Origin of the sequence: Nocardioides marinus, from assembly GCF_013408145.1 — a bacterium.
GTDB classification, from domain to species: Bacteria; Actinomycetota; Actinomycetes; order Propionibacteriales; family Nocardioidaceae; genus Nocardioides; species Nocardioides marinus.
Genome location: NZ_JACBZI010000001.1, coordinates 349286 through 367825, shown reverse-complemented (window position 1 = coordinate 367825; position 18540 = coordinate 349286). Strand labels below are relative to the sequence as shown.

Sequence of the window (18540 nt, the reverse complement as noted above, 5' to 3'; positions counted from 1 at the left end):
CCAGTGGCCGGTGAGAAGACCGAGAAGGCGACACCGAAGAAGCGCAAGGAGTCGCGCAAGGAGGGACAGGTCGCCCGCACCGCCGAGCTGGGTGGGTGGATCAGCCTGTTCCTGGTCACGCTGGCCCTGCCGCCGGCGCTGCGCCACCAGGCCGACTCGATCACCGGGCTGATGTCGCGGTGCCTGCGCGCCCTGGAGGACCCGAGCGTGGAGGTGGCCGCCGCCCTCTTCCGGGACGGCGGGATGGCGGCCTTCCTCACCCTGGTCGCCCTCGGCAGCACCGTGCTGCTGCTCAGCACCGCCATCACGCTGGCCCAGGGCGGCTTCTACGTCGCCTCGAAGATGATGAAGCCCGACCTCGGCAAGCTCAGCCTGCTCAAGGGCGCCAAGCGGATGTTCGGCCCGCAGGCGTGGTGGGAGCTGGCCAAGATGCTCATCAAGACCGTGCTGGTGACCGGGCTGGTCTACCAGACCGTCTCCACCCTGATCCCGATGATCGGCGGCCTGGTGCCGCTGACCGCGGCGATCGAGGTGGGCAGCGACCACGCCTTCGCGATGCTGCGCAACGTGGCCCTGGCCGGCGTGGCGATGGGCGCCCTGGACTACCTGATGGCCCGGCGCCGGATCACCAAGGCGACCAACATGACCAAGCAGGAGGTCAAGGACGAGCACAAGCAGGCCGAGGGCGACCCGATGCTCAAGGGCCAGATCCGCTCGCGCCAGCTCGCCAACGCCCGCAACCGGATGATCGCCGACGTGATGGAGTCCGACGTCGTGCTGGTCAACCCCACGCACGTCGCGGTCGCCCTGCGCTACCAGCCCGAGCGGGGGGCCCCGGTCGTCGTGGCCCGGGGAGCCGGCGCCGTCGCAGCCCGGATCCGCGAGGTGGCCACCGACGCCGGCGTACCCCTCGTGCAGGACGTGCCGCTCGCCCGCGCCCTCTACCGCTCCACCGAGGTCGGCATGGAGATCCCGACCGAGCTCTTCGCCGCGGTCGCCCACGTGCTGGCCTTCGTCATCAGCCGCCGCCACCGGGGCTCGTACGCCGGCACCCACCGTTCCCCGCGCGGCGAGGGCCCCCTGCCCGACGTGCCGCACGCCGGCGCGCGGCGCCGCCGCACCCCCACGGCGAGTGCCTCGCCGACCGGCCCCACAGCGACTCCGACCGCGGTCGCGGCGAACCCCTCAGGTGCCCTGCCCGCGGGTCGATAGGACACCCGACGCCAGGAGGGTGTCGCTGCAGCCAGGACGGCTGGTCGAGTGAGCTCCACGACCCCGGAAGGCCCGCATGTCCCTCCAGCGCCTGACCCAGATCGGCGTCCCGATCGGGATCGTCATGATCGTCGTGATGCTCGTCGTCCCGCTGCCCGCGGTGGTCCTCGACATGCTGATCGCGGCCAACATCGCCGGCGCGCTGCTGGTGCTGCTGACCGCGATGTCGGTGACCAGGCCCCTGGACTTCGCGGCGTTCCCCGCGCTGCTGCTGGTGATGACGCTGTTCCGGCTGGCGCTCAACGTCAGTGCGACCCGGCTGGTGCTGCTCGACGGCTACGCCGGCAAGGTCATCGAGACCTTCGGCCACTTCGTCGTCGGCGGCTCGCTCATCGTGGGCCTGATCATCTTCGTGATCCTGCTGATCATCCAGTTCGTCGTGATCACCAAGGGCGCCGAGCGGGTCGCCGAGGTCGGGGCCCGCTTCACCCTCGACGCGATGCCCGGCAAGCAGATGGCCATCGACGCCGACCTCAACTCCGGCCTCATCGACGAGGACGAGGCCCGGCGCCGGCGCCAGGAGGTGCACGCCGAGGCCGACTTCTACGGCGCGATGGACGGTGCCTCGAAGTTCGTCAAGGGCGACGCGATCGCCGCCATCCTCATCACCGTCGTCAACCTCATCGGCGGCATGGCCATCGGCCTGGCCCAGCTCGGCATGTCGCCCGGCGACGCCGTCTCGACCTACTCACTGCTCACCGTCGGTGACGGACTGGTCAGCCAGATCCCCGCCCTGCTGCTCTCGGTGGCCACCGGCCTGGTGGTCACGCGCAGCGCGGCGGAGTCCGACATGGGCACCGACATCGTCAAGCAGATCACCGGCAACAAGAACGCCCTGCAGATCGCCGGGTTCGGCGCCATGGCGCTGTGCCTGATCCCCGGCCTGCCGAAGATCCCGTTCCTCCTGGTCGGCGGCGTGATGCTGCTGTTCTCCGCCCGCGCCGGCCGTGAGGAGCCCGCGGCCGTCGAGGCCACCGAGCAGGTCGCGGAGCTGCCCGCGGCCGACCACCCCGAGCAGCTGGCCGAGGAGATCCAGGTCGACCCGCTGGGCCTGGAGCTGGCGGCCGACATGATCGACCTGGTCGACCAGGCCCACGGCGGCGACCTGCTGCAGCGGGTCAAGGCGCTGCGCCGCAAGATCGCGGGCGACCTCGGCGTCGTCGTTCCCCTGGTGCGCACCCGCGACAACCTCGAGCTGCCCAGCCGCACCTACGCCATCAAGCTCTTCGACATCGAGGTCGCGCGCGGCGAGGCGCCCCCGGGCACCATCCTGGCCATCGGCGACTTCCTCGGCTCGCTGCCGGGCGAGGCCACCAGGGAGCCGGTCTTCGGCCTCGAGGCGAAGTGGATCCCCGCCGAGCTGCGGGCCCAGGCAGAGCTGAGCGGCGCCACGGTCGTGGAGCGCTCGGCGGTGATCACGACCCACCTCTCCCAGATCGTCACCACCTACGCAGCGCGGCTGCTCGGGCGCGAGGACGTCCGGCTGCTCACCGACGTCGTCAAGCGCACCCACCCCAACGTGGTCGACGAGCTCACGCCCGCCCTGCTCTCGCTCGGTGAGGTCCAGCGGGTGCTGCAGCAGCTGCTGGAGGAGGGCATCGCGATCCGCGACCTGGTCCGGATCTACGAGGCGCTGTCGCTCAAGGCGGCCCAGACCAAGGACGTCGACGCCCTCGTCGACGCCGCGCGCACCTCCCTCGGCCCGGCCGTGGTGGCGCCGTACGTCGCCGGCGGGACCGTCCACGTGCTCAGCTTCGACCCGGTCTTCGAGCAACGGCTCCTGGAGTCGCTGCGCCACGGCGAGCAGGGCGCCACGCTGGTGCTGGACCCGGTCACCGCCCAGACGATCATCGGCGGGCTGGCCCAGCAGCTCGTCCAGGCCGAGAACCACAACATCCGGCCCGTGCTCGTGTGCGCGCCGCAGCTGCGCGCGGCCGTGCGCCGGCTGGTCCGGCCGGCCATCGACCGGCTCGCCGTCCTGGCCTACCCCGAGCTGACCGGCACCGCGCAGGTGCGCTCGGTCGGTGTCGTCGGCGGCGAGCGCAACCCCGTCCTCACCGGCGAGCAGCACGCCGCGGCGACCGCCCCGGTCCCCGCGCCCACCAGCGTCGCGATGGGAGCCTGACCATGAACCTGCTCAGCCCGTTCGTCCTCGGCGCCGCCGGGGTCTGCGCCTCTCCGGCGCTGTACGCCGCACTGACCGGCGGGATGCCGATGGAGGTGGCGATGAGCCGCTACCTGGTCGCGCTGGGCATCTGCTGGGTCGCCCTGTCGGTCGTGGCCGCACTCATCGGCGAACCGCCGGCACCGGCCCGCCAGCAGGCGGAGCGGGGCGAGGACCCGACCCTGGAGATGGAGCGACCCCCAGGCGTGCCCGCGGAGCAGTGAGACTGCCCCGACGAGCGGGTCCGGCGGACGGGTCCGGACCACCTGGGGGTCGGGTGGCTGCCGTGGATTGCCGGCAGCGACGTCCTACGAGGGAGCGCTGCTAGCGAGCAGCCACCTCACGCGTCCGTAGAGAAATCATGTCTCGGACCACCTCCTTTCCCGTGTCCCTCCACGGTAGGTCGACGCTCCTCGACGCACAACGGACTTTTCTCCCACCCACCCGCCGAACCGGCGTATCAATACGCCGACTCGACCGACCCTCTCCGCCGAACCGGCGTATCAATACGCCGGCTCGACCCACCCTCCCTGCCGAACCGGCGTATCAATACGCCGGTTCGACCGACCAACCCCGAGCGAGAAGCACAGGGGCCGGCGGTCCGCCCCCACGGACGGACCACCGGCCCCTGACTGCATCTCACACGCGTCGGCTCAGCCCTGGTCGGACAGGATGCCGAGCACCTCCTGGACCGACCCGGCCGCGCGCAGGCGCGCGACCTGGTCGACGTCGGAGAAGACCCCCGCGAGCTGTGAGAGCAGCGTCAGGTGGTCGTCCCCGGCCCCGGCGATGCCGACGACGAACTCGGCCGGCTGCCCCTTCCAGTCGATCGGCTCGGCGTAGCGGACGAAGCACATCGCGCTGTGCGCGATCTCCGACTTCGCCTCGTTGGTGCCGTGCGGGATCGCCAGGCCGTTGCCCATGTACGTCGAGACCGAGGTCTCCCGCTCGTGCATGGCGGCCACGTAGGCCTGGCTCACCGCACCGGCCGCGACCAGCAGGGCACCGGCCTCGTCGATGGCGGCGTCACGGGTGGTGGCGCTGCCCTGAAGGACCACGGAGCCGGCGTCGAGGACCTCAGGCACGCGAGGCACCCACCATCGTGACGATCTCGTCGTAGCGCGGGCTGGCCATGAAGTTGTCCACGGCGACCAGGGTGGCAGAAGGCGTGCGTTGGGCCGCCCGGTCGGCGAGGTCCTGGTGGCAGACGATGACGTCGTACTCGTCGGTGAGGTTGCCGATGGCCTGGTTGACCACCGTCACGTCGGAGTAGCCGGCCGCCTCGATCTTCTTGCGCAGCACCGAGGCACCCATCGCCGAGGAACCCATGCCGGCGTCGCAGGCGAAAACGATGCGCTGGATCGGGCGGGTCATCACGGCCGCGCCGCCGGTGAGCACGGAGGAGACCGAGGAGCTCTTGCCCTTCAGGCTCTCCATGTGCGCGGTCGCGCCGACGAGCTCGTCGTCGGCCTCCTCGGTCTTGTCCATCTTCAACAAGATCGCGGCCACGGCGAAGGTGGCGGCCGCACCGGCCAGGACCGAGAGCGTCACCCCCAGCACGCTGTCACCGGGCGTCTGGGCGTAGACGGCCAGGATCGAGCCCGGGGCCGCCGGAGCACGCAGGCCGGAGTTGAACAGGACGTTGACCAGGATCTGGGTGAAGCCGCCCGCGATCATCGCGAGGATCAGCTTGGGCTTCATCAGCACGTAGGGGAAGTAGATCTCGTGGATGCCGCCCACGAAGTGGATCAGCAGGGCGCCGGGGGCCGAGGCCTTCGCCAGGCCCTTGCCGAACATCATGTACGCCAGCAGCAGACCGGCACCGGCAGCCGGGTTGGCCTCGAGGAGGAACAGCACGGACTTGCCGGACTCCGCGGCCTCGGTGGTGCCCAGCGGTGTGAGGACGCCGTGGTTGAGCGCGTTGTTGAGGAAGAGCACCTTCGCCGGCTCGATGATGATCGAGGTGAACGGCAGCAGGCTGTTGTCGACGAGGATGTCCACCCCCTCACCCAGCCGGTCTGCGATCCAGGTGACCACCGGACTCATCACGACGAAGCCGAGGATGGTGAGGATCATGCCCCAGATGCCGGCGGCGAAGTTGTTGACCAGCATCTCGAAGCCGGGCTTGATCTTGCCGTCCCACAGCGAATCGACCTTGCGCATCGACCAACCGCCGAGCGGGCCCATGATCATGGCGCCCATGAACATCGGGATGTCGGTGCCCACGATGACGCCCATCGTCGCGATGGCGCCCACGACGCCGCCGCGGGTGCTGTTGTCGCCGTAGCCCATCCGGCCGCCGGTGTAGCCGATCAGCAGCGGCAGCAGGAAGATGATCATCGGGCCGACGATGCCGCCGCCGGCGAAGTCACCCCACCCACCGAACTTGGCGACCCAGCTGTCGGGCGAGTCCCCGATGCCGAGGTAGCGCGGCAGCCAGCCGACCTCGATGAACATCGCGGTGATCAGGCCCCAGGCGATGAACGCGCCGATGTTGGGCATGACCATGTTGGACAAGAAGGTGCCGAACTGCTGCACCCGGACGCGTGCGCCCACCCCGGGCGCTGCGGAGGTGGTGGAGGCCATCTCAGTTCCTCTCATGGAGAGGGGTGACGTGGGTCACCCCGGTTTTCCCACATCATGCACTCGTTCGGGCACGTTGCCAAGCATTCGGGCAGAAATAGATGCCCGAAGATGTGGTATTTCGGCGTTCCGGTCACTAGCGTCAGGGGTGGACCACCGTCGTGCGACCTGCGCGGCGTCGCTTGCAGAGAGGACCCACGATCCATGAAGGCACTGCGCTTCTACGCCCCCGAGGACGTCCGCCTCGTCGACGTCCCCGAGCCCGAGTGCGGGCCACGCGAGGTCAAGATCAAGGTGCGCAACTGCTCCACCTGCGGCACCGACGTGAAGATCAAGAAGAACGGCCACGTCAACATCACCGGCGAGACCACGCTGGGCCACGAGGTCGCCGGCGAGGTCGTCGACGTGGGCTCCGAGGCGCTGGGCGGGTTCTCGGTCGGCGACCGGGTGCAGTGCATCGCGGCCGTGCCGTGCGGTGAGTGCCACGAGTGCAGCAGGGGCTGGATGGAGGTCTGCCAGAACCAGACCTCGGTCGGCTACCAGTACGACGGCGGGTTCGCCGAGTACATGATCGTGCCCGAGCAGGTGCTCAAGGTCGACGGCCTCAACCGGATCCCCGACAACGTGGGCTTCGACGAGGCCAGCGCCGCCGAGCCGTTCGCCTGCGCCATCAACGCCCAGGAGCAGCTGGGCATCGAGCAGGGCGACTTCGTGGTCGTCTTCGGCGCCGGACCGATCGGCTGCATGCACATCCGCATCGCCCGCGGCGTGCACAAGGTCGGCACCGTCGTGCTGGTCGACATCAACGACGAGCGGCTGAAGATGTCGGCCGACGCCGTCCACCCCGACCACGTCATCAACGCCGCCCAGGAGGACGTCGTCGCCCGGGTCATGGAGCTGACCGACGGCCGTGGGGCCGACGTCATCATCACCGCGACGCCCGCGAACGTCACCCAGGAGCAGGCCATCTCGATGGCTGCGCGCCAGGGCCGGATCTCCTTCTTCGGCGGTCTGCCCAAGAACGATCCGTTCATCAAGGCCGACTCCAACCTGATCCACTACCGCCAGCTGCACGTGCACGGTGCGAACGGGTCCTCGCCGGACCACAACAAGCGAGCGCTGGAGTACATCTCGACCGGCCAGGTCCCGGTCAAGGACCTCATCACCCGCCACGTCTCGCTCGACGACGTGATGAGCGTCTTCGACATCGTCGCCAACGGCGAGGCCATCAAGGTCACCGTCGAGCCCTGAGAGCGGAGCTCTCAGGGCTCTGGACGGGGAGGTCGAGCAAGCCCCGCGCCCGAGGTCGCGGTCGAGCCGTGGCGACCGTGAGGTCGAGCAAGCCGCGCGCCTGAGGGACGAAGGCGCGACGGGCGGGTCGAGACCCGGTCCGACACCGGACACCGCCGCCGCGACCAGTCGCCGCGACCATCCCCCGCGCAGCACGCGAGCCCGGACGGGTCTTCCGTCCGGGCTCGCGTGGTCCTGGGGGGCGCCGGACCGACCGGGCCGGCGCCGCCGCGGTCCTCAGTCGAGGAGCCGGCGTACGGCGTCGCGCGCGGCCAGGGGGTCCGATGCCTCCAGGACCGCGTCGGCGGCACGACGGCAGGTGTCCATGTCCACCGCGGCGAGCTGCGCGCCCACCGCGCGGACGGCCGCCCCGGCCATCGACAGCGACGTGATGCCCATGCCGGTCAGCGCGACGGCGAGCAGTGGGTCGGCGGCCGCCTCGCCGCAGACGCCGACCGGCTTGCCGGCGCGTCGACCGGCCTCGGCGGCGCGGGCGACCAGGTGCAGCACGGCGGGCTGCCAGGGGTCGGTGAGGTGCGCCAGGTCCGTGGCCAGCCGGTCGGCGGCCATGACGTACTGCGTGAGGTCGTTGGTGCCGATGGACAAGAAGTCCACGACGTCCAGGAACCTGTCGGCCAGCAGCGCCACGCTCGGCACCTCCACCATCACCCCGGCCTTCAGCCCGCGCTCGCGCACCTGGCCGCAGAAGTCCTCCGCCTCGGCGAGCGTGGCCACCATCGGCGCCATCACCCAGGTCTCGGCACCGGTACGGCGGGCAGCCTCGGCGATGCCGTCGAGCTGGCGGTGCAGCAGCCCTGGGTTCCCGAGGGCCAGCCGGAGCCCGCGGACGCCGAGGGCCGGGTTCTCCTCGTCCTCCAGCGTCGCGAATGCCACTGGCTTGTCGGAGCCGGCGTCGAGGGTGCGGACCACGACGTGCCCGGTGCCGGCGAACGGCTCCAGCACCTGGGCGTAGATGTCGGCCTGCTCCTGCGCGGACGGCTCCTCGGTGCGGTCGAGGAAGCACAGCTCGGTACGGAAGAGCCCGACGCCCTGCACCGGCGACTCCGCCGCCGAGCGGGCCGAGGGACCGTCGGCGACGTTGGCCAGCAGCTTCACAGGCACGCCGTCGCGGGTCACGCCCGGCCCCGTCCAGCCCGCCACCCGGGCCTGCTGCTCGCGATCGGCCGCGACGGCGTGCGCCGCCTCCTGGGGGTCGACCCCTGTGGCGACGGTCCCCCGGGCGCCGTCGACCAGCACCGGAGTGCCGGCCTCCAGCTCTGTCACGCCGGCGCATCCCACGACGCAGGGCAGACCGAGCTGGCGGGCGATGATCGCGGTGTGGCTCGTGGGGCCGCCCCGCTCGGTCACCAGGGCCACCACGACCGAGGGGTCGAGGGAGGCGGTGTCGGCCGGCGCGAGGTCGACGGCCACGAGCACCGACGGCTCCTCGGGCAGGACCACGCCGGGCTCGGGCTCGCCCACCACGCGTGCGATCACGCGGCGCTCGATGTCGAGCAGGTCGGTCGCCCGCTCGGCCATCAGACCGCCCATCGCCGTGAAGACCTCGACGAACTGGGCCACCGCCCCGCGCACCGCACCGGGCAGACCCTCCCCCGCGCTCAGCCGCTGGCCGACCGCCTGCTTCAGGCCCGGGTCGCGGGTCAGGCCGGCGCTCGCGGTCAGCACCTCGGCGGCCGCCCCCGTGGCACGCTCGGCCTTCGTCACGAACCCGCGAGCCACGGCCTCCGCCGCGTCGACGTACGCCGCCAGCGCTGCTTCGGCGTCCAGGCCGCCGTCACCGAAGGCGGCCACGGCGGTCGCCGACAGCTCGGTGCGCACCGGCAGCACCGGACCGTGCGCCAGTCCGGACACGACGGGCGTGCCGCGCAGCTCGTGCGCGGTCGGACCGGCCGACGGGCCGGCGCCGTCCGCACTGGTGGAGGGGGTGGAGGAGGTGCTGGACGAGGAGCCGGTGGGCGTGACCATGCCCACAGTTAAAGCCGCGAAGTGGTTGACAGTCAACAGATTCGGGACTAAAACAACACATACAAAGATTTTCGGAGCGATCGGCCCGAGTGGGCGGACAGGAAGTGCCATGTACGCGGCAGAGCGTCACCAGGCGATCGCCGACCTGGTCACCAAGCGCAACAGGGTCAGTGTGACCGAGCTGGCCGCGCACTTCGACGTCACCACCGAGACGGTGCGTCGCGACCTGTCGACACTCGAGCGACTCAAGCTCGTCCGGCGCGTGCACGGCGGCGCCGTGTCCATCGGCAGCCTGACGGTCCTGGAGGCCAAGCTCCCCGAGCGCGGGCAGACGCACGCCGAGGAGAAGGACGCCATCGCGCGCGCCGCGCTGGAGCTGCTGCCCGCAGAGGGCGGCACCCTGGTGCTCGACGCCGGCACCACCACCGTGCGCCTCGCCGAGCTGCTGCCCACCGACCGGCGTTGGACGGTGCTCACCAACGCCGTGCCGATCGCCGCCCTGCTGGCCCCGGCGACCCACGTCGAGCTGCAGCTGCTGCCGGGCCGCGTGCGCACCACCACCCAGGCCGCGGTGGGACACGCGACCGTCGAGGCCCTGGGTCACTTCCGCGCCGACCTCACCTTCGTCGGCACCAACGGCCTGACCGTGTCGCACGGCTTCTCCACCCCTGACACTGAGGAGGCCGCCACCAAGCGCGCCATGGTGGCCGCCGCACAGCGCGTCGTCGCACTGGCCGACTCCTCGAAGATCGGGCAGGAGCGGACCGTTCGCTTCGCCCGTGTCGACGAGGTCGACGTGCTGGTGACCGACAGTCGCATCGATGCCGCCGACCAGCAGCAGCTGGAGGCCGCCGGCCTCGAGATCGCTCGGGTCGGCTGAGATGAGCGCCTCCCCCCGCCCCGGGGTCCTCGTGACCGTCACGGCCAACCCCAGCATCGACCGCACCCTGGTGCTGCCGGGCGTGCTCGACCGAGGTGGCGTGCAGCGGGTGGAGCACACGATCTCCCAGGCCGGGGGCAAGGGCGTGAACATCTCCCGCGCAGCCGTCGCCGCGGGGGTGCCGACGCTCGCCGTGCTGCCCGCACGCGCCGACGACCCGTTCGTGGAGGACGTCGCCCGAGCCGGGATCCCGTGCCACCCCTGCCGCCCCGCTGGGAGCATCCGGGTCAACCTGACGCTCACCGAGCCCGACGGCACCACGACGAAGATCAACTCGGCGGGTGCCGAGACCGGCCCCGAACAGCTGGCCGACCTGGCCGATGCCGTGGTCCGGGAGGCGCACGGAGCCTCGTGGGTCGTGCTGGCCGGGTCGCTGCCGCCCGGAGCGCCCTCCTCCTTCTACGCCGACCTGCTCCCCCGCCTGCACGGCGTCGCACCCGTCGCCGTCGACACCAGCGACGCCCCGCTGTCGGCCCTCGTGGCCGGACTGGACCGTTGCGCCCCGCAGCTGGTGAAGCCCAACGCCGAGGAGCTGGCCAGCATCACCGGTGGCGACGGCGAGGCCCTGGAGGCCGACCCCGCCCTGGTGGCCCGGCACGCCGCGGAGCTGGTCGACCGCGGCGTCGACCACGTGCTGGTCACGCTCGGGGCGGCCGGCGCCGTCCTGGCCGACCGCACCGGCGCGTGGCACGCCGTCCCCGCGCCCACCACGGTGCTCAGCACGGTGGGGGCGGGCGACTCGAGCCTGTTCGGCTTCCTGCTCGGCTCGGTCCGCGGGGTGGAGCCGGCCGAGTGCCTGGCGCTGGCCGTGGCCTACGGCAGTGCCGCCGCAGCCCTGCCCGGTACCGGCATCCCGACCCCGGCCGACGTCGACACCTCGCGCGTCGAGGTCCGTGCCCTCAGCACGACCTGACCCAGCTCGCCCGACCGCCCAGCACCAGAGGAGAACCCATGCCCACCACCTCCGTCACCGTCGGCTCGTCCGTCGGCCTGCACGCCCGCCCCGCCGCCCTCATCGCCGAGGCGGCCGGCGGCCTCGGCAGCAGCGTGACCATCAACGGGGTCGACGCCGCCTCGTCGCTCATGATCATGACCCTCGGCGCGAAGTGCGGCGACACCGTCGAGGTCGCCGGTGACGACCAGGCCGCCGTCGACGCCATCGCCGCCCTCGTGGCCCAGGACCTCGACGCCTCCTGAGCCTTCCTGCCTCGACCCACCCCGCCCCAGCCCGCCCGCCGAACCGGCGTATCAATACGCCGGCTCGACCCACCCTCTCCGCCGAACCGGCGTATCAATACGCCGACTCGACCGACCCGCCCGCCCGGCCGCCCGCCCGCCCGCCGAACCGGCGTATCAATACGCCGACTCGGCGTGGGGTGGGGGGTCAGGCGTCGGTGGCGGCGGTGAACTGGGAGCGGTAGAGCGCGGCGTACGCGCCGTCGGCGGTGAGCAGCGAGGCGTGCGTGCCCTGCTCCACGATCGCGCCGTCCTCCATCACCAGGATCAGGTCGGCGTCGCGGATCGTCGAGAGCCGGTGCGCGATGACGAAGGACGTCCGGTCCGTGCGCAGCGCCGCCATCGCGTGCTGCAGCAGCAGCTCGGTGCGGGTGTCGACCGACGAGGTCGCCTCGTCGAGGATCAGCAGCGCGGGGTCGGTGAGGAACGCCCGCGCGATCGTGAGCAGCTGGCGCTCGCCGGCCGACAGGTTGGCGCCGTCCTCGTCGACGACCGTGTCGTAGCCGTCGGGGAGGGAGTGGACGAAGCGGTCGACGTACGTCGCCCGCGCCGCCTCCAGCACCTGCTCCTCGGTGGCGTCGGGCCGGCCGTAGGCGATGTTGTCGCGGATGGTGCCCTCGAAGAGCCAGGTGTCCTGCAGCACCATCCCCACCTCCGCGCGCAGCTCCTGGCGGGTGAGGGTGGAGGTGTCGACGCCGTCGAGGAGGATGCGCCCGGCGTCGACGTCGTAGAAGCGCATGACGAGGTTGACCAGGGTGGTCTTGCCCGCCCCGGTCGGGCCCACGATGGCCACGGTCTGCCCGGGCCGCGCCAGGAGGGAGAGGTCCTCGATGAGCGGGCGGGTCGGGTCGTAGGAGAAGGACACCTGCTCGAAGGCGACCTCGCCGCGGGTCGGGGCACCCGACCGGGCGGTGCCCCCGGCACCGGGAGCGTCGGCGAGCGGCTCCTCGTCGGCGTCGAGCAGCTCGAAGACGCGCTCGGCCGAGGCGACGCCGGACTGCAGCAGGTTGGCCATCGACGCGACGGTCGTGAGCGGCTGGGTGAACTGGCGGGTGTACTGCACGAAGGCCTGCACCTCGCCGAGGGTCACCGCCCCGGAGGAGATCCGCAGCGCGCCCACGACGGCGACGACGACGTAGTTGAGGTTGCCGATGAACATCATCGTCGGCATCACCAGGCCGCTGATGAACTGCGCCTTGAACGACACGTCGTAGAGAGCGTCGTTGTGCTCGGCGAAGGTGCGCTCCACCTCGTCGGTGCGGCCGTAGACCTTGACCAGCGCGTGGCCGGAGAAGGCCTCCTCGATGTGGGCGTTGAGGCGACCGGTGGTGCGCCACTGCGCGACGAACTGGCCCTGCGAGCGCCGCATGATCGCGCGGGTCGCCACCAGCGAGACCGGGACGCTGAGCACCGCGACCAGCGCCAGCAACGGGCTGATCCAGATCATCATCGCCAGGACCGCGAGCACGGTGAGCAGCGACTGGAGCAGCTGGCTCATGGTCTGCTGCAGGGTCTGGCTGATGTTGTCGATGTCGTTGGTGACCCGGCTGAGCAGCTCCCCGCGCGGGGAGCGGTCGAAGTAGCCCAGCGGCAGCCGGTGGATCTTCTCCTCGACGTCACCGCGCATCCGGCGCACGGTGCGCTGGACCACGCCGTTCAGCACGAAGCCGGCCAGCCAGGAGAGCACCGAGGCCGCGGCGTACACCGCCAGCACCAGCAGCAGCCACTCGCCCACGGCGCCGAAGTCGACGCCCTGCCCGGGGACGACCCCCTGGCCCTGCACGGCCTCGGGGAGCTGGTCGTCCGGCGTGCCGACCGGCGTCCGGGAGCCGATGAAGCCGCGGAAGACCAGGTCGGTCGCGTGGCCGAGCAGGCGCGGCCCGATCGACATCAGCAGCACCGACACCACGACCAGCGCCACCACCAGCGAGGCCAGCGCCCGCTCGGGTCGCATCCGGCCCACGAGCCGGCGTGCCGACGGCCCGAAGTCCATGGCCTTCTGGCCGACCATCCCGCCGCCCATCGGGCCACGACCCGGCCCGCCGGCAGGTGCCTCGATCCGCTCGGTCGCCGCGAAGCCGCGGCCCTTCTGCGGGGTGGGCGCGCTCATGCCGCCTCCTCCGCGGAGAGCTGCGAGGCCACGATCTCCTGGTACGTCGCACAGCCGGCGAGCAGCTCGTCGTGCCCGCCCCGGCCGACGACCCGACCGTCCTCGAGCACCACGATCACGTCGGCGTCGCGGATCGTGGAGACCCGCTGGGCCACCACGACGACCGTGGCCTCGGTCGTCACCGGCCGCAGCGCGGCACGCAGCCGCGCGTCGGTGGCCAGGTCGAGGGCCGAGAAGGCGTCGTCGAAGAGGTAGACCGCGGGGCGACGCACCACCGCCCGGGCGATCGCGAGGCGTTGGCGCTGACCGCCGGAGAGGTTCGTGCCGCCCTGGGCGACCGGGGAGTCCAGGCCCTCGGGCAGCGCCTGCACGAAGTCACGGGCCTGGGCGATCTCCAGCGCCTCCCACATCTGCTCCTCCGTGGCGTCGGGGCGGCCGTGGGCCAGGTTGCTGCGGACGGTGCCGCTGAACAGGTAGGCCTTCTGGGGGACCAGGCCGAGCTCGCCCCACAGCACCTCGGGATCGAGGTCGCGCACGTCGACCCCGGCCACGCGCACGGTGCCGGCGGTCGTGTCGAAGAGCCGCGGGACGAGGTTGACCAGGGTGGACTTGCCCGCACCGGTCGAGCCGATGACGGCCACGACCCGGCCCGGCCGCGCGGACAGCGACAACCCGCTGAGCACCGGCGCCTCGGCACCGGGGTAGGCGAAGGTCACCGACTCCAGGTCGACGTGACCACGGCGGGCGGGGTCGAGGGGGTGCGGCTCGCGGCTGCGGCGTACGGAGGTGTCGGTGGTGAGGACCTCGGAGATCCGCTCCGCGCAGACCGCCGAGCGGGGCACCTGCATGAGCATGAAGGTCGCCATCATCACCGACATCAGGATCTGCATCAGGTAGGACAAGAACGCGGTGAGCGCGCCCACCTCCATCTGGCCGGAGTCCACGCGGTGCCCGCCGAACCACACGACGCCGACGCTGGAGACGTTCACGACGAGCATGGCCAGCGGGAACATCGTGGCCATCCAGCGCCCAGCACGGACCGCCACGTCGGTGAGCTCCTCGTTGGCGACCGCGAAGCGCTCGGTCTCGTGCCGCTCGCGGACGAAGGCGCGCACGACGCGGATGCCCGCGATCTGCTCGCGCAGCACCCGGTTGACCTCGTCGATGCGCGCCTGCATGGCCCGGAAGCTCGGCACCATCCGGGAGATCACGAAGCCCACGGAGACGAACAGCGCGGGGACGACCACTGCCAGGATCCAGCCCAGCCCGAGGTCCTCGCGCAGGGCCATCAGGACACCGCCGACCATCATGATCGGGCTGGAGACCGCGATCAGGCAGGTCATCACGACCAGCATCTGCACCTGCTGCACGTCGTTGGTGGTGCGGGTGATCAGCGAGGGGGCGCCGAACTCCTGGACCTCCCGGGTCGAGAAGGTCCCCACGCGCTGGAACAGGTCACGTCGCAGGTCGCGACCGAAGGCCGTGGCGGTGCGCGCGCCGAACCACGCCGCACCCACCGAGCAGACGATCTGCACGCACGAGACCACGAGCATCACCCCGCCCAGCCGCCAGATCAGCGCCGTGTCGCCGGGCACGACGCCGTCGTCGATGATCGAGGCGTTCAGGCTCGGCAGGTAGAGCATCGCGAGCACGCCGACGAGCTGCAGCGCGACGACCGCGACCAGCCAGGAGCGGTACGGCGCGAGCCGCTGCCGCAGGATCGGGACCAGCATCAGCGGCCCTCCTTCGAGAGTCCGTGGAGCACGGTGCCGACGACCTGCTCGGGGCTGAGCAGGTGGCCGTCGGAGATCTGCGGGTGCGAGCCCGCGAAGGTCAGCAACCGCAGCCGGTGGCAGAAGTCGTCGGGGTCCACCGTGAGGCGCCCGGCGTCGGGCCCGATCAGCCCGACCATGAGGGCGTGGATCTCCGCGCGGGCTGATCGGGCCAGCTCGCCGTCGTGGTCGGGCGGGCGCAGCATCCCCACGCGGCGCATCAGGTAGAACGTGGCGCGGTAGCGCTGCTGGAGCACGCCCACCAGCCGGACCAGCCGGTCCTCGAGCGGCAGCTCCGCCTCGATCTCGCGGATCCGCTCGACCAGCGCGCCGGGCTCGAAGGCCCGGCTGATCGCGGCCTCGACCAGCTCGTCCTTGGTGGCGAAGACGCGGAAGATCGTGCCCTCGGCGATGCCGGCGGCCTCGGCGATCTGGCGGGTGGTGACCTCGCGGCCGTGCTCGCGCAGCAACCGCAGGGTCACGTCGACCAGGGAGGTACGACGGTCCTCGGGCGACATCGGACGGGCACGGGGCGGCACCCCGCCACCCTAGTCGATGAGTGAGTGAGCGCTCACTCGTTTTCGCCGTCGGTCCGGCCCGTCACGGCTGCAACCGCCGCACCGACCAGTGGTCGTCGGTGCGCGTGTACTCCAGCCGGTCGTGCAGCCGCGACGGCCTGCCCTGCCAGAACTCCACCACCTGCGGCCGCACCAGGTAGCCGCCCCAGTGCTCCGGCGGCGGGACGTCGCGGTCCCCGAACACTCGCTCCACCCCGGCGTACGCCGCCTCGAGCGCGGAGCGGTCGGCGATGGGCTCGGACTGGGCCGACGCGTGTGCGCCGAGCTGGCTGCCGCGCGGGCGCTGGGCGAAGTAGGCCTCGACCTCAGCGCGCGGGAGCAGCTCGGCGTTCCCCTCGACCCGGACCTGCCGCTCCAGCGGGTGCCACGGGAACAGCAACGCGCAGCGCGGATCGACCGCCAGCGCGCGGCCCTTGCGAGAGGAGTGGTTGGTGAAGAAGACGAACCCGTCGTCCTCGACGCCCTTGAGCAGCACGGTGCGCATCGACGGCGCGCCGCCGGGATCGACGGTCGCGACGACCATCGCGTTCGGCTCGTCGAGGCCGGCGGCCACGGCCTCGGCGAACCAGCGGTCGAAGACCACCAGCGGGTCGGGGTCCAGGTCGGCCTCGTCGAGCCCCCTGGCGGCGTACTCGCGGCGCAGCGCACGCAGGTCGGTCATGGCCCGAGCGTACGGAGGCAGGGACCACCCGTCGGTCTCGGCGGACGGCCGCTGCGCCGGACCGGCGGGGCGTCCGGCAGAATGCATGAGGTTTGACCCCGGCCGCGACCCGGTCGGTCGAGACGACGAGACGGACGACGAAGGAGTCGACATGCCTGAGGTGCACCACGGACTGGAGGGCGTCATCGCCTTCGAGACCCAGATCGCCGAGCCGGACAAGGAGGGCTCGGCACTCCGCTACCGCGGCGTCGACATCGAGGACATCGTCGGCCGGGTGCCGTTCGAGCACGTCTGGGGCCTGCTGATCGACGGCGCCTACACCCCCGGCCTGCCGCCGGCCGAGGCCTACAACATCCCGGTCCACACCGGCGACGTCCGGGTGGACGTGCAGGCCGCGATCGCGATGCTGGCCCCGGCCTTCGGCTTCGGGCAGACCTACGACATCTCCGACGAGCAGGCCCGCGAGGACCTCGCCCGTGTCGCCGTCATGGTGCTCTCGTACGCCGCCCAGTCCGCGCGCGGCCTCGACAAGCCGGTCGTCCCGCAGAAGATCGTCGACGAGGGCGCGACCCTGGCCGAGAAGTTCCTCATCCGCTGGAAGGGCGAGGCCGACCCCAAGCACGTCAAGGCGATCGACGCCTACTGGTCGTCGGCGGCCGAGCACGGCATGAACGCCTCGACGTTCACCGCGCGCGTCATCACCTCCACCGGCGCCGACGTCGCGGCCGCGTTCTCCGGCGCCATCGGCGCGATGAGCGGCCCGCTGCACGGCGGCGCCCCCTCGCGGGTGCTCGGCATGATCAGCGACGTCGAGCAGTCCGGCGACGCCGAGGCCTACGTCAAGGGCATCTTGGACCGCGGCGAGCGGCTGATGGGCTTCGGCCACCGCGTCTACCGCGCCGAGGACCCCCGCGCCCGGGTGCTGCGGCGCACCGCCAAGGAGCTCGACGCCCCCCGCTACGCCGTGGCCGAGGCGCTGGAGCAGGCCGCGCTCAAGGAGCTGCGCGAGCGCCGTCCCGACCGCGTCCTCGAGACCAACGTCGAGTTCTGGGCCGCGATCGTCCTGGACTTCGCCGAGGTCCCGGCCAACATGTTCACCTCGATGTTCACCTGCGCCCGCACGGGTGGCTGGTCGGCGCACATCCTGGAGCAGAAGACCACCGGTCGCCTGATCCGTCCCTCCGCCGTGTACGCCGGACCGGCCCCGCGCCCGGCCAGCGACGTCGAGGGCTGGAACGACGCCTGGGCCTGAGCCCGACACAGCACGCATCGAAGCCCGCCGGTCCCGACCGGCGGGCTTCGTCGTCCCCGGCGTCGGTCGCGGTCAGCCCTTCGTCGTGTCCTTGTCGACCCTGCCGTCGTAGAAGCTGGTGTTGCCGAAGCCGCCCTGCCGCGAGAGCGAGATGTGCACGTGGTCGCGGTGGCGCAGGGTCTTGGAGCACTTCTTCCTCCGCTTGCACGAGGAGGAGAGGTAGTCCATCGGCTCGAAGCCGCGCCACGCGGCGTACATCTGGTCGTCCCAGATGATGTACATGATCCCCATCCGGCGGGCCTTGGCCGCGGGGCGCTCACGGTGGTCCTCGGCCAGCACGTCCTTCAGGAACGTCCTCACCCGCTTGCGGCCGGCCTTGGTCGTGGCGTCGTTGGACCAGTCGACGGCCCGGCCCTCCTGGTGCTCGGAGACCGACGACGTGCAGGCGGAGCCGACGCGGCCGCGGTGCCCGCCGTACTTCCGCACCAGCCAGCCGCTGAGGTACGCCGCCCCCGGCTTGGCCTTCGGGGAGCACTTCTCCTCCGGCTGGTAGCGGGCGAAGTCCTCGATCGCGGCACCGGCCGTCGCCGCGGTCACGACCGCGAGACCGCCGGTCAGCAGCAGGACGGGCAGCAGGCCGACCAGCAGCGCCCTGAGGGCACGACGAACGGGCACGAGCATGGTGGATCCCTCCGA

At 71.8% G+C, this 18540-nt stretch carries 16 protein-coding genes; 8 read left to right on the top strand and 8 right to left on the bottom strand.

Annotation, left to right across the window (positions count from 1 at the left end):
• The first annotated feature begins 3 nt into the window (after positions 1–3).
• The 3 genes from BKA05_RS01810 to BKA05_RS01800 all read left to right on the top strand — a co-directional run bounded on the left by BKA05_RS01810 (position 4) and on the right by BKA05_RS01800 (position 3660).
• A complete protein-coding gene (locus BKA05_RS01810; RefSeq protein ID WP_179529896.1) occupies positions 4–1212 on the top strand; it encodes an EscU/YscU/HrcU family type III secretion system export apparatus switch protein in 1209 nt (402 codons plus the stop codon).
• 76 nt (positions 1213–1288) lie between these two features.
• A complete protein-coding gene (gene flhA, locus BKA05_RS01805) occupies positions 1289–3397 on the top strand; it encodes a flagellar biosynthesis protein FlhA (RefSeq protein ID WP_179529895.1) in 2109 nt (702 codons plus the stop codon).
• Between the two features lie 2 nt (positions 3398–3399).
• On the top strand, positions 3400–3660 hold the full coding sequence (locus BKA05_RS01800) for a hypothetical protein (RefSeq protein WP_179529894.1): 261 nt from the start codon (positions 3400–3402) through the stop codon (positions 3658–3660).
• A 429-nt stretch (positions 3661–4089) separates the two neighbouring features.
• Here the strand turns inward: BKA05_RS01800 and BKA05_RS19320 are convergent, their stop codons facing one another.
• Positions 4090–4521, bottom strand: coding sequence for a PTS sugar transporter subunit IIA (locus BKA05_RS19320; protein ID WP_218842218.1), 432 nt, complete (start codon positions 4519–4521; stop codon positions 4090–4092).
• Positions 4514–6022 carry a PTS mannitol transporter subunit IIBC gene (locus BKA05_RS01795; RefSeq protein ID WP_218842216.1) on the bottom strand — a complete coding sequence of 503 codons (1509 nt, stop codon included), beginning with the start codon at positions 6020–6022 and terminating at the stop codon, positions 4514–4516. Before BKA05_RS01795 ends, BKA05_RS19320 begins: the two co-directional genes overlap by 8 nt.
• Before the next feature lie 201 nt (positions 6023–6223).
• Between BKA05_RS01795 and BKA05_RS01790 the strand changes: the two genes are divergently transcribed.
• Entirely contained in the window at positions 6224–7270 is a 1047-nt protein-coding gene (locus BKA05_RS01790; protein WP_179529893.1) for a zinc-dependent dehydrogenase, read from the top strand.
• A gap of 276 nt (positions 7271–7546) precedes the next feature.
• Here BKA05_RS01790 and BKA05_RS01785 read toward each other — a convergent pair whose 3' ends face one another.
• Entirely contained in the window at positions 7547–9295 is a 1749-nt protein-coding gene (locus BKA05_RS01785) for a phosphoenolpyruvate--protein phosphotransferase (protein WP_179529892.1), read from the bottom strand.
• 109 nt (positions 9296–9404) lie between these two features.
• Here BKA05_RS01785 and BKA05_RS01780 point away from each other — a divergent pair, with 109 nt between their 5' ends.
• From BKA05_RS01780 to BKA05_RS01770, 3 genes are read left to right on the top strand one after another with little or no spacing between them, the layout of a single operon-like run.
• Positions 9405–10175, top strand: coding sequence for a DeoR/GlpR family DNA-binding transcription regulator (locus tag BKA05_RS01780; protein WP_179529891.1), 771 nt, complete (start codon positions 9405–9407; stop codon positions 10173–10175).
• Between the two features lies 1 nt (position 10176).
• Positions 10177–11148, top strand: coding sequence for a 1-phosphofructokinase family hexose kinase (locus tag BKA05_RS01775; RefSeq protein ID WP_179529890.1), 972 nt, complete (start codon positions 10177–10179; stop codon positions 11146–11148).
• A 38-nt stretch (positions 11149–11186) separates the two neighbouring features.
• Positions 11187–11432: an HPr family phosphocarrier protein gene (locus tag BKA05_RS01770; RefSeq protein ID WP_179529889.1), complete on the top strand. Its 246-nt coding sequence runs from the start codon at positions 11187–11189 to the stop codon at positions 11430–11432.
• Between the two features lie 187 nt (positions 11433–11619).
• On the opposite strand, the gene BKA05_RS01765 is transcribed toward BKA05_RS01770, so the two are convergent.
• From BKA05_RS01765 to pdxH, 4 genes are all read right to left on the bottom strand, one after another.
• On the bottom strand, positions 11620–13581 hold the full coding sequence (locus BKA05_RS01765; RefSeq protein ID WP_179529888.1) for an ABC transporter ATP-binding protein: 1962 nt from the start codon (positions 13579–13581) through the stop codon (positions 11620–11622).
• Positions 13578–15314 carry an ABC transporter ATP-binding protein gene (locus tag BKA05_RS01760; protein ID WP_179529887.1) on the bottom strand — a complete coding sequence of 579 codons (1737 nt, stop codon included), beginning with the start codon at positions 15312–15314 and terminating at the stop codon, positions 13578–13580. Before BKA05_RS01760 ends, BKA05_RS01765 begins: the two co-directional genes overlap by 4 nt.
• On the bottom strand, positions 15314–15892 hold the full coding sequence (locus BKA05_RS01755; protein ID WP_218842214.1) for a TetR family transcriptional regulator: 579 nt from the start codon (positions 15890–15892) through the stop codon (positions 15314–15316). Before BKA05_RS01755 ends, BKA05_RS01760 begins: the two co-directional genes overlap by 1 nt.
• A gap of 61 nt (positions 15893–15953) precedes the next feature.
• Positions 15954–16592, bottom strand: coding sequence for a pyridoxamine 5'-phosphate oxidase (gene pdxH / locus BKA05_RS01750; protein ID WP_179529886.1), 639 nt, complete (start codon positions 16590–16592; stop codon positions 15954–15956).
• Positions 16593–16743: 151 nt separating this feature from the next.
• On the opposite strand from pdxH, the gene BKA05_RS01745 reads away from it, so the two are divergent.
• The gene (locus BKA05_RS01745; RefSeq protein ID WP_179529885.1) at positions 16744–17844 is read left to right on the top strand and encodes a citrate synthase 2; all 1101 of its coding nucleotides are present in this window, start codon (positions 16744–16746) and stop codon (positions 17842–17844) included.
• A gap of 72 nt (positions 17845–17916) precedes the next feature.
• Here BKA05_RS01745 and BKA05_RS01740 read toward each other — a convergent pair whose 3' ends face one another.
• Positions 17917–18525: a VldE C-terminal domain-containing protein gene (locus tag BKA05_RS01740; RefSeq protein WP_179529884.1), complete on the bottom strand. Its 609-nt coding sequence runs from the start codon at positions 18523–18525 to the stop codon at positions 17917–17919.
• Positions 18526–18540 lie beyond the last annotated feature (15 nt).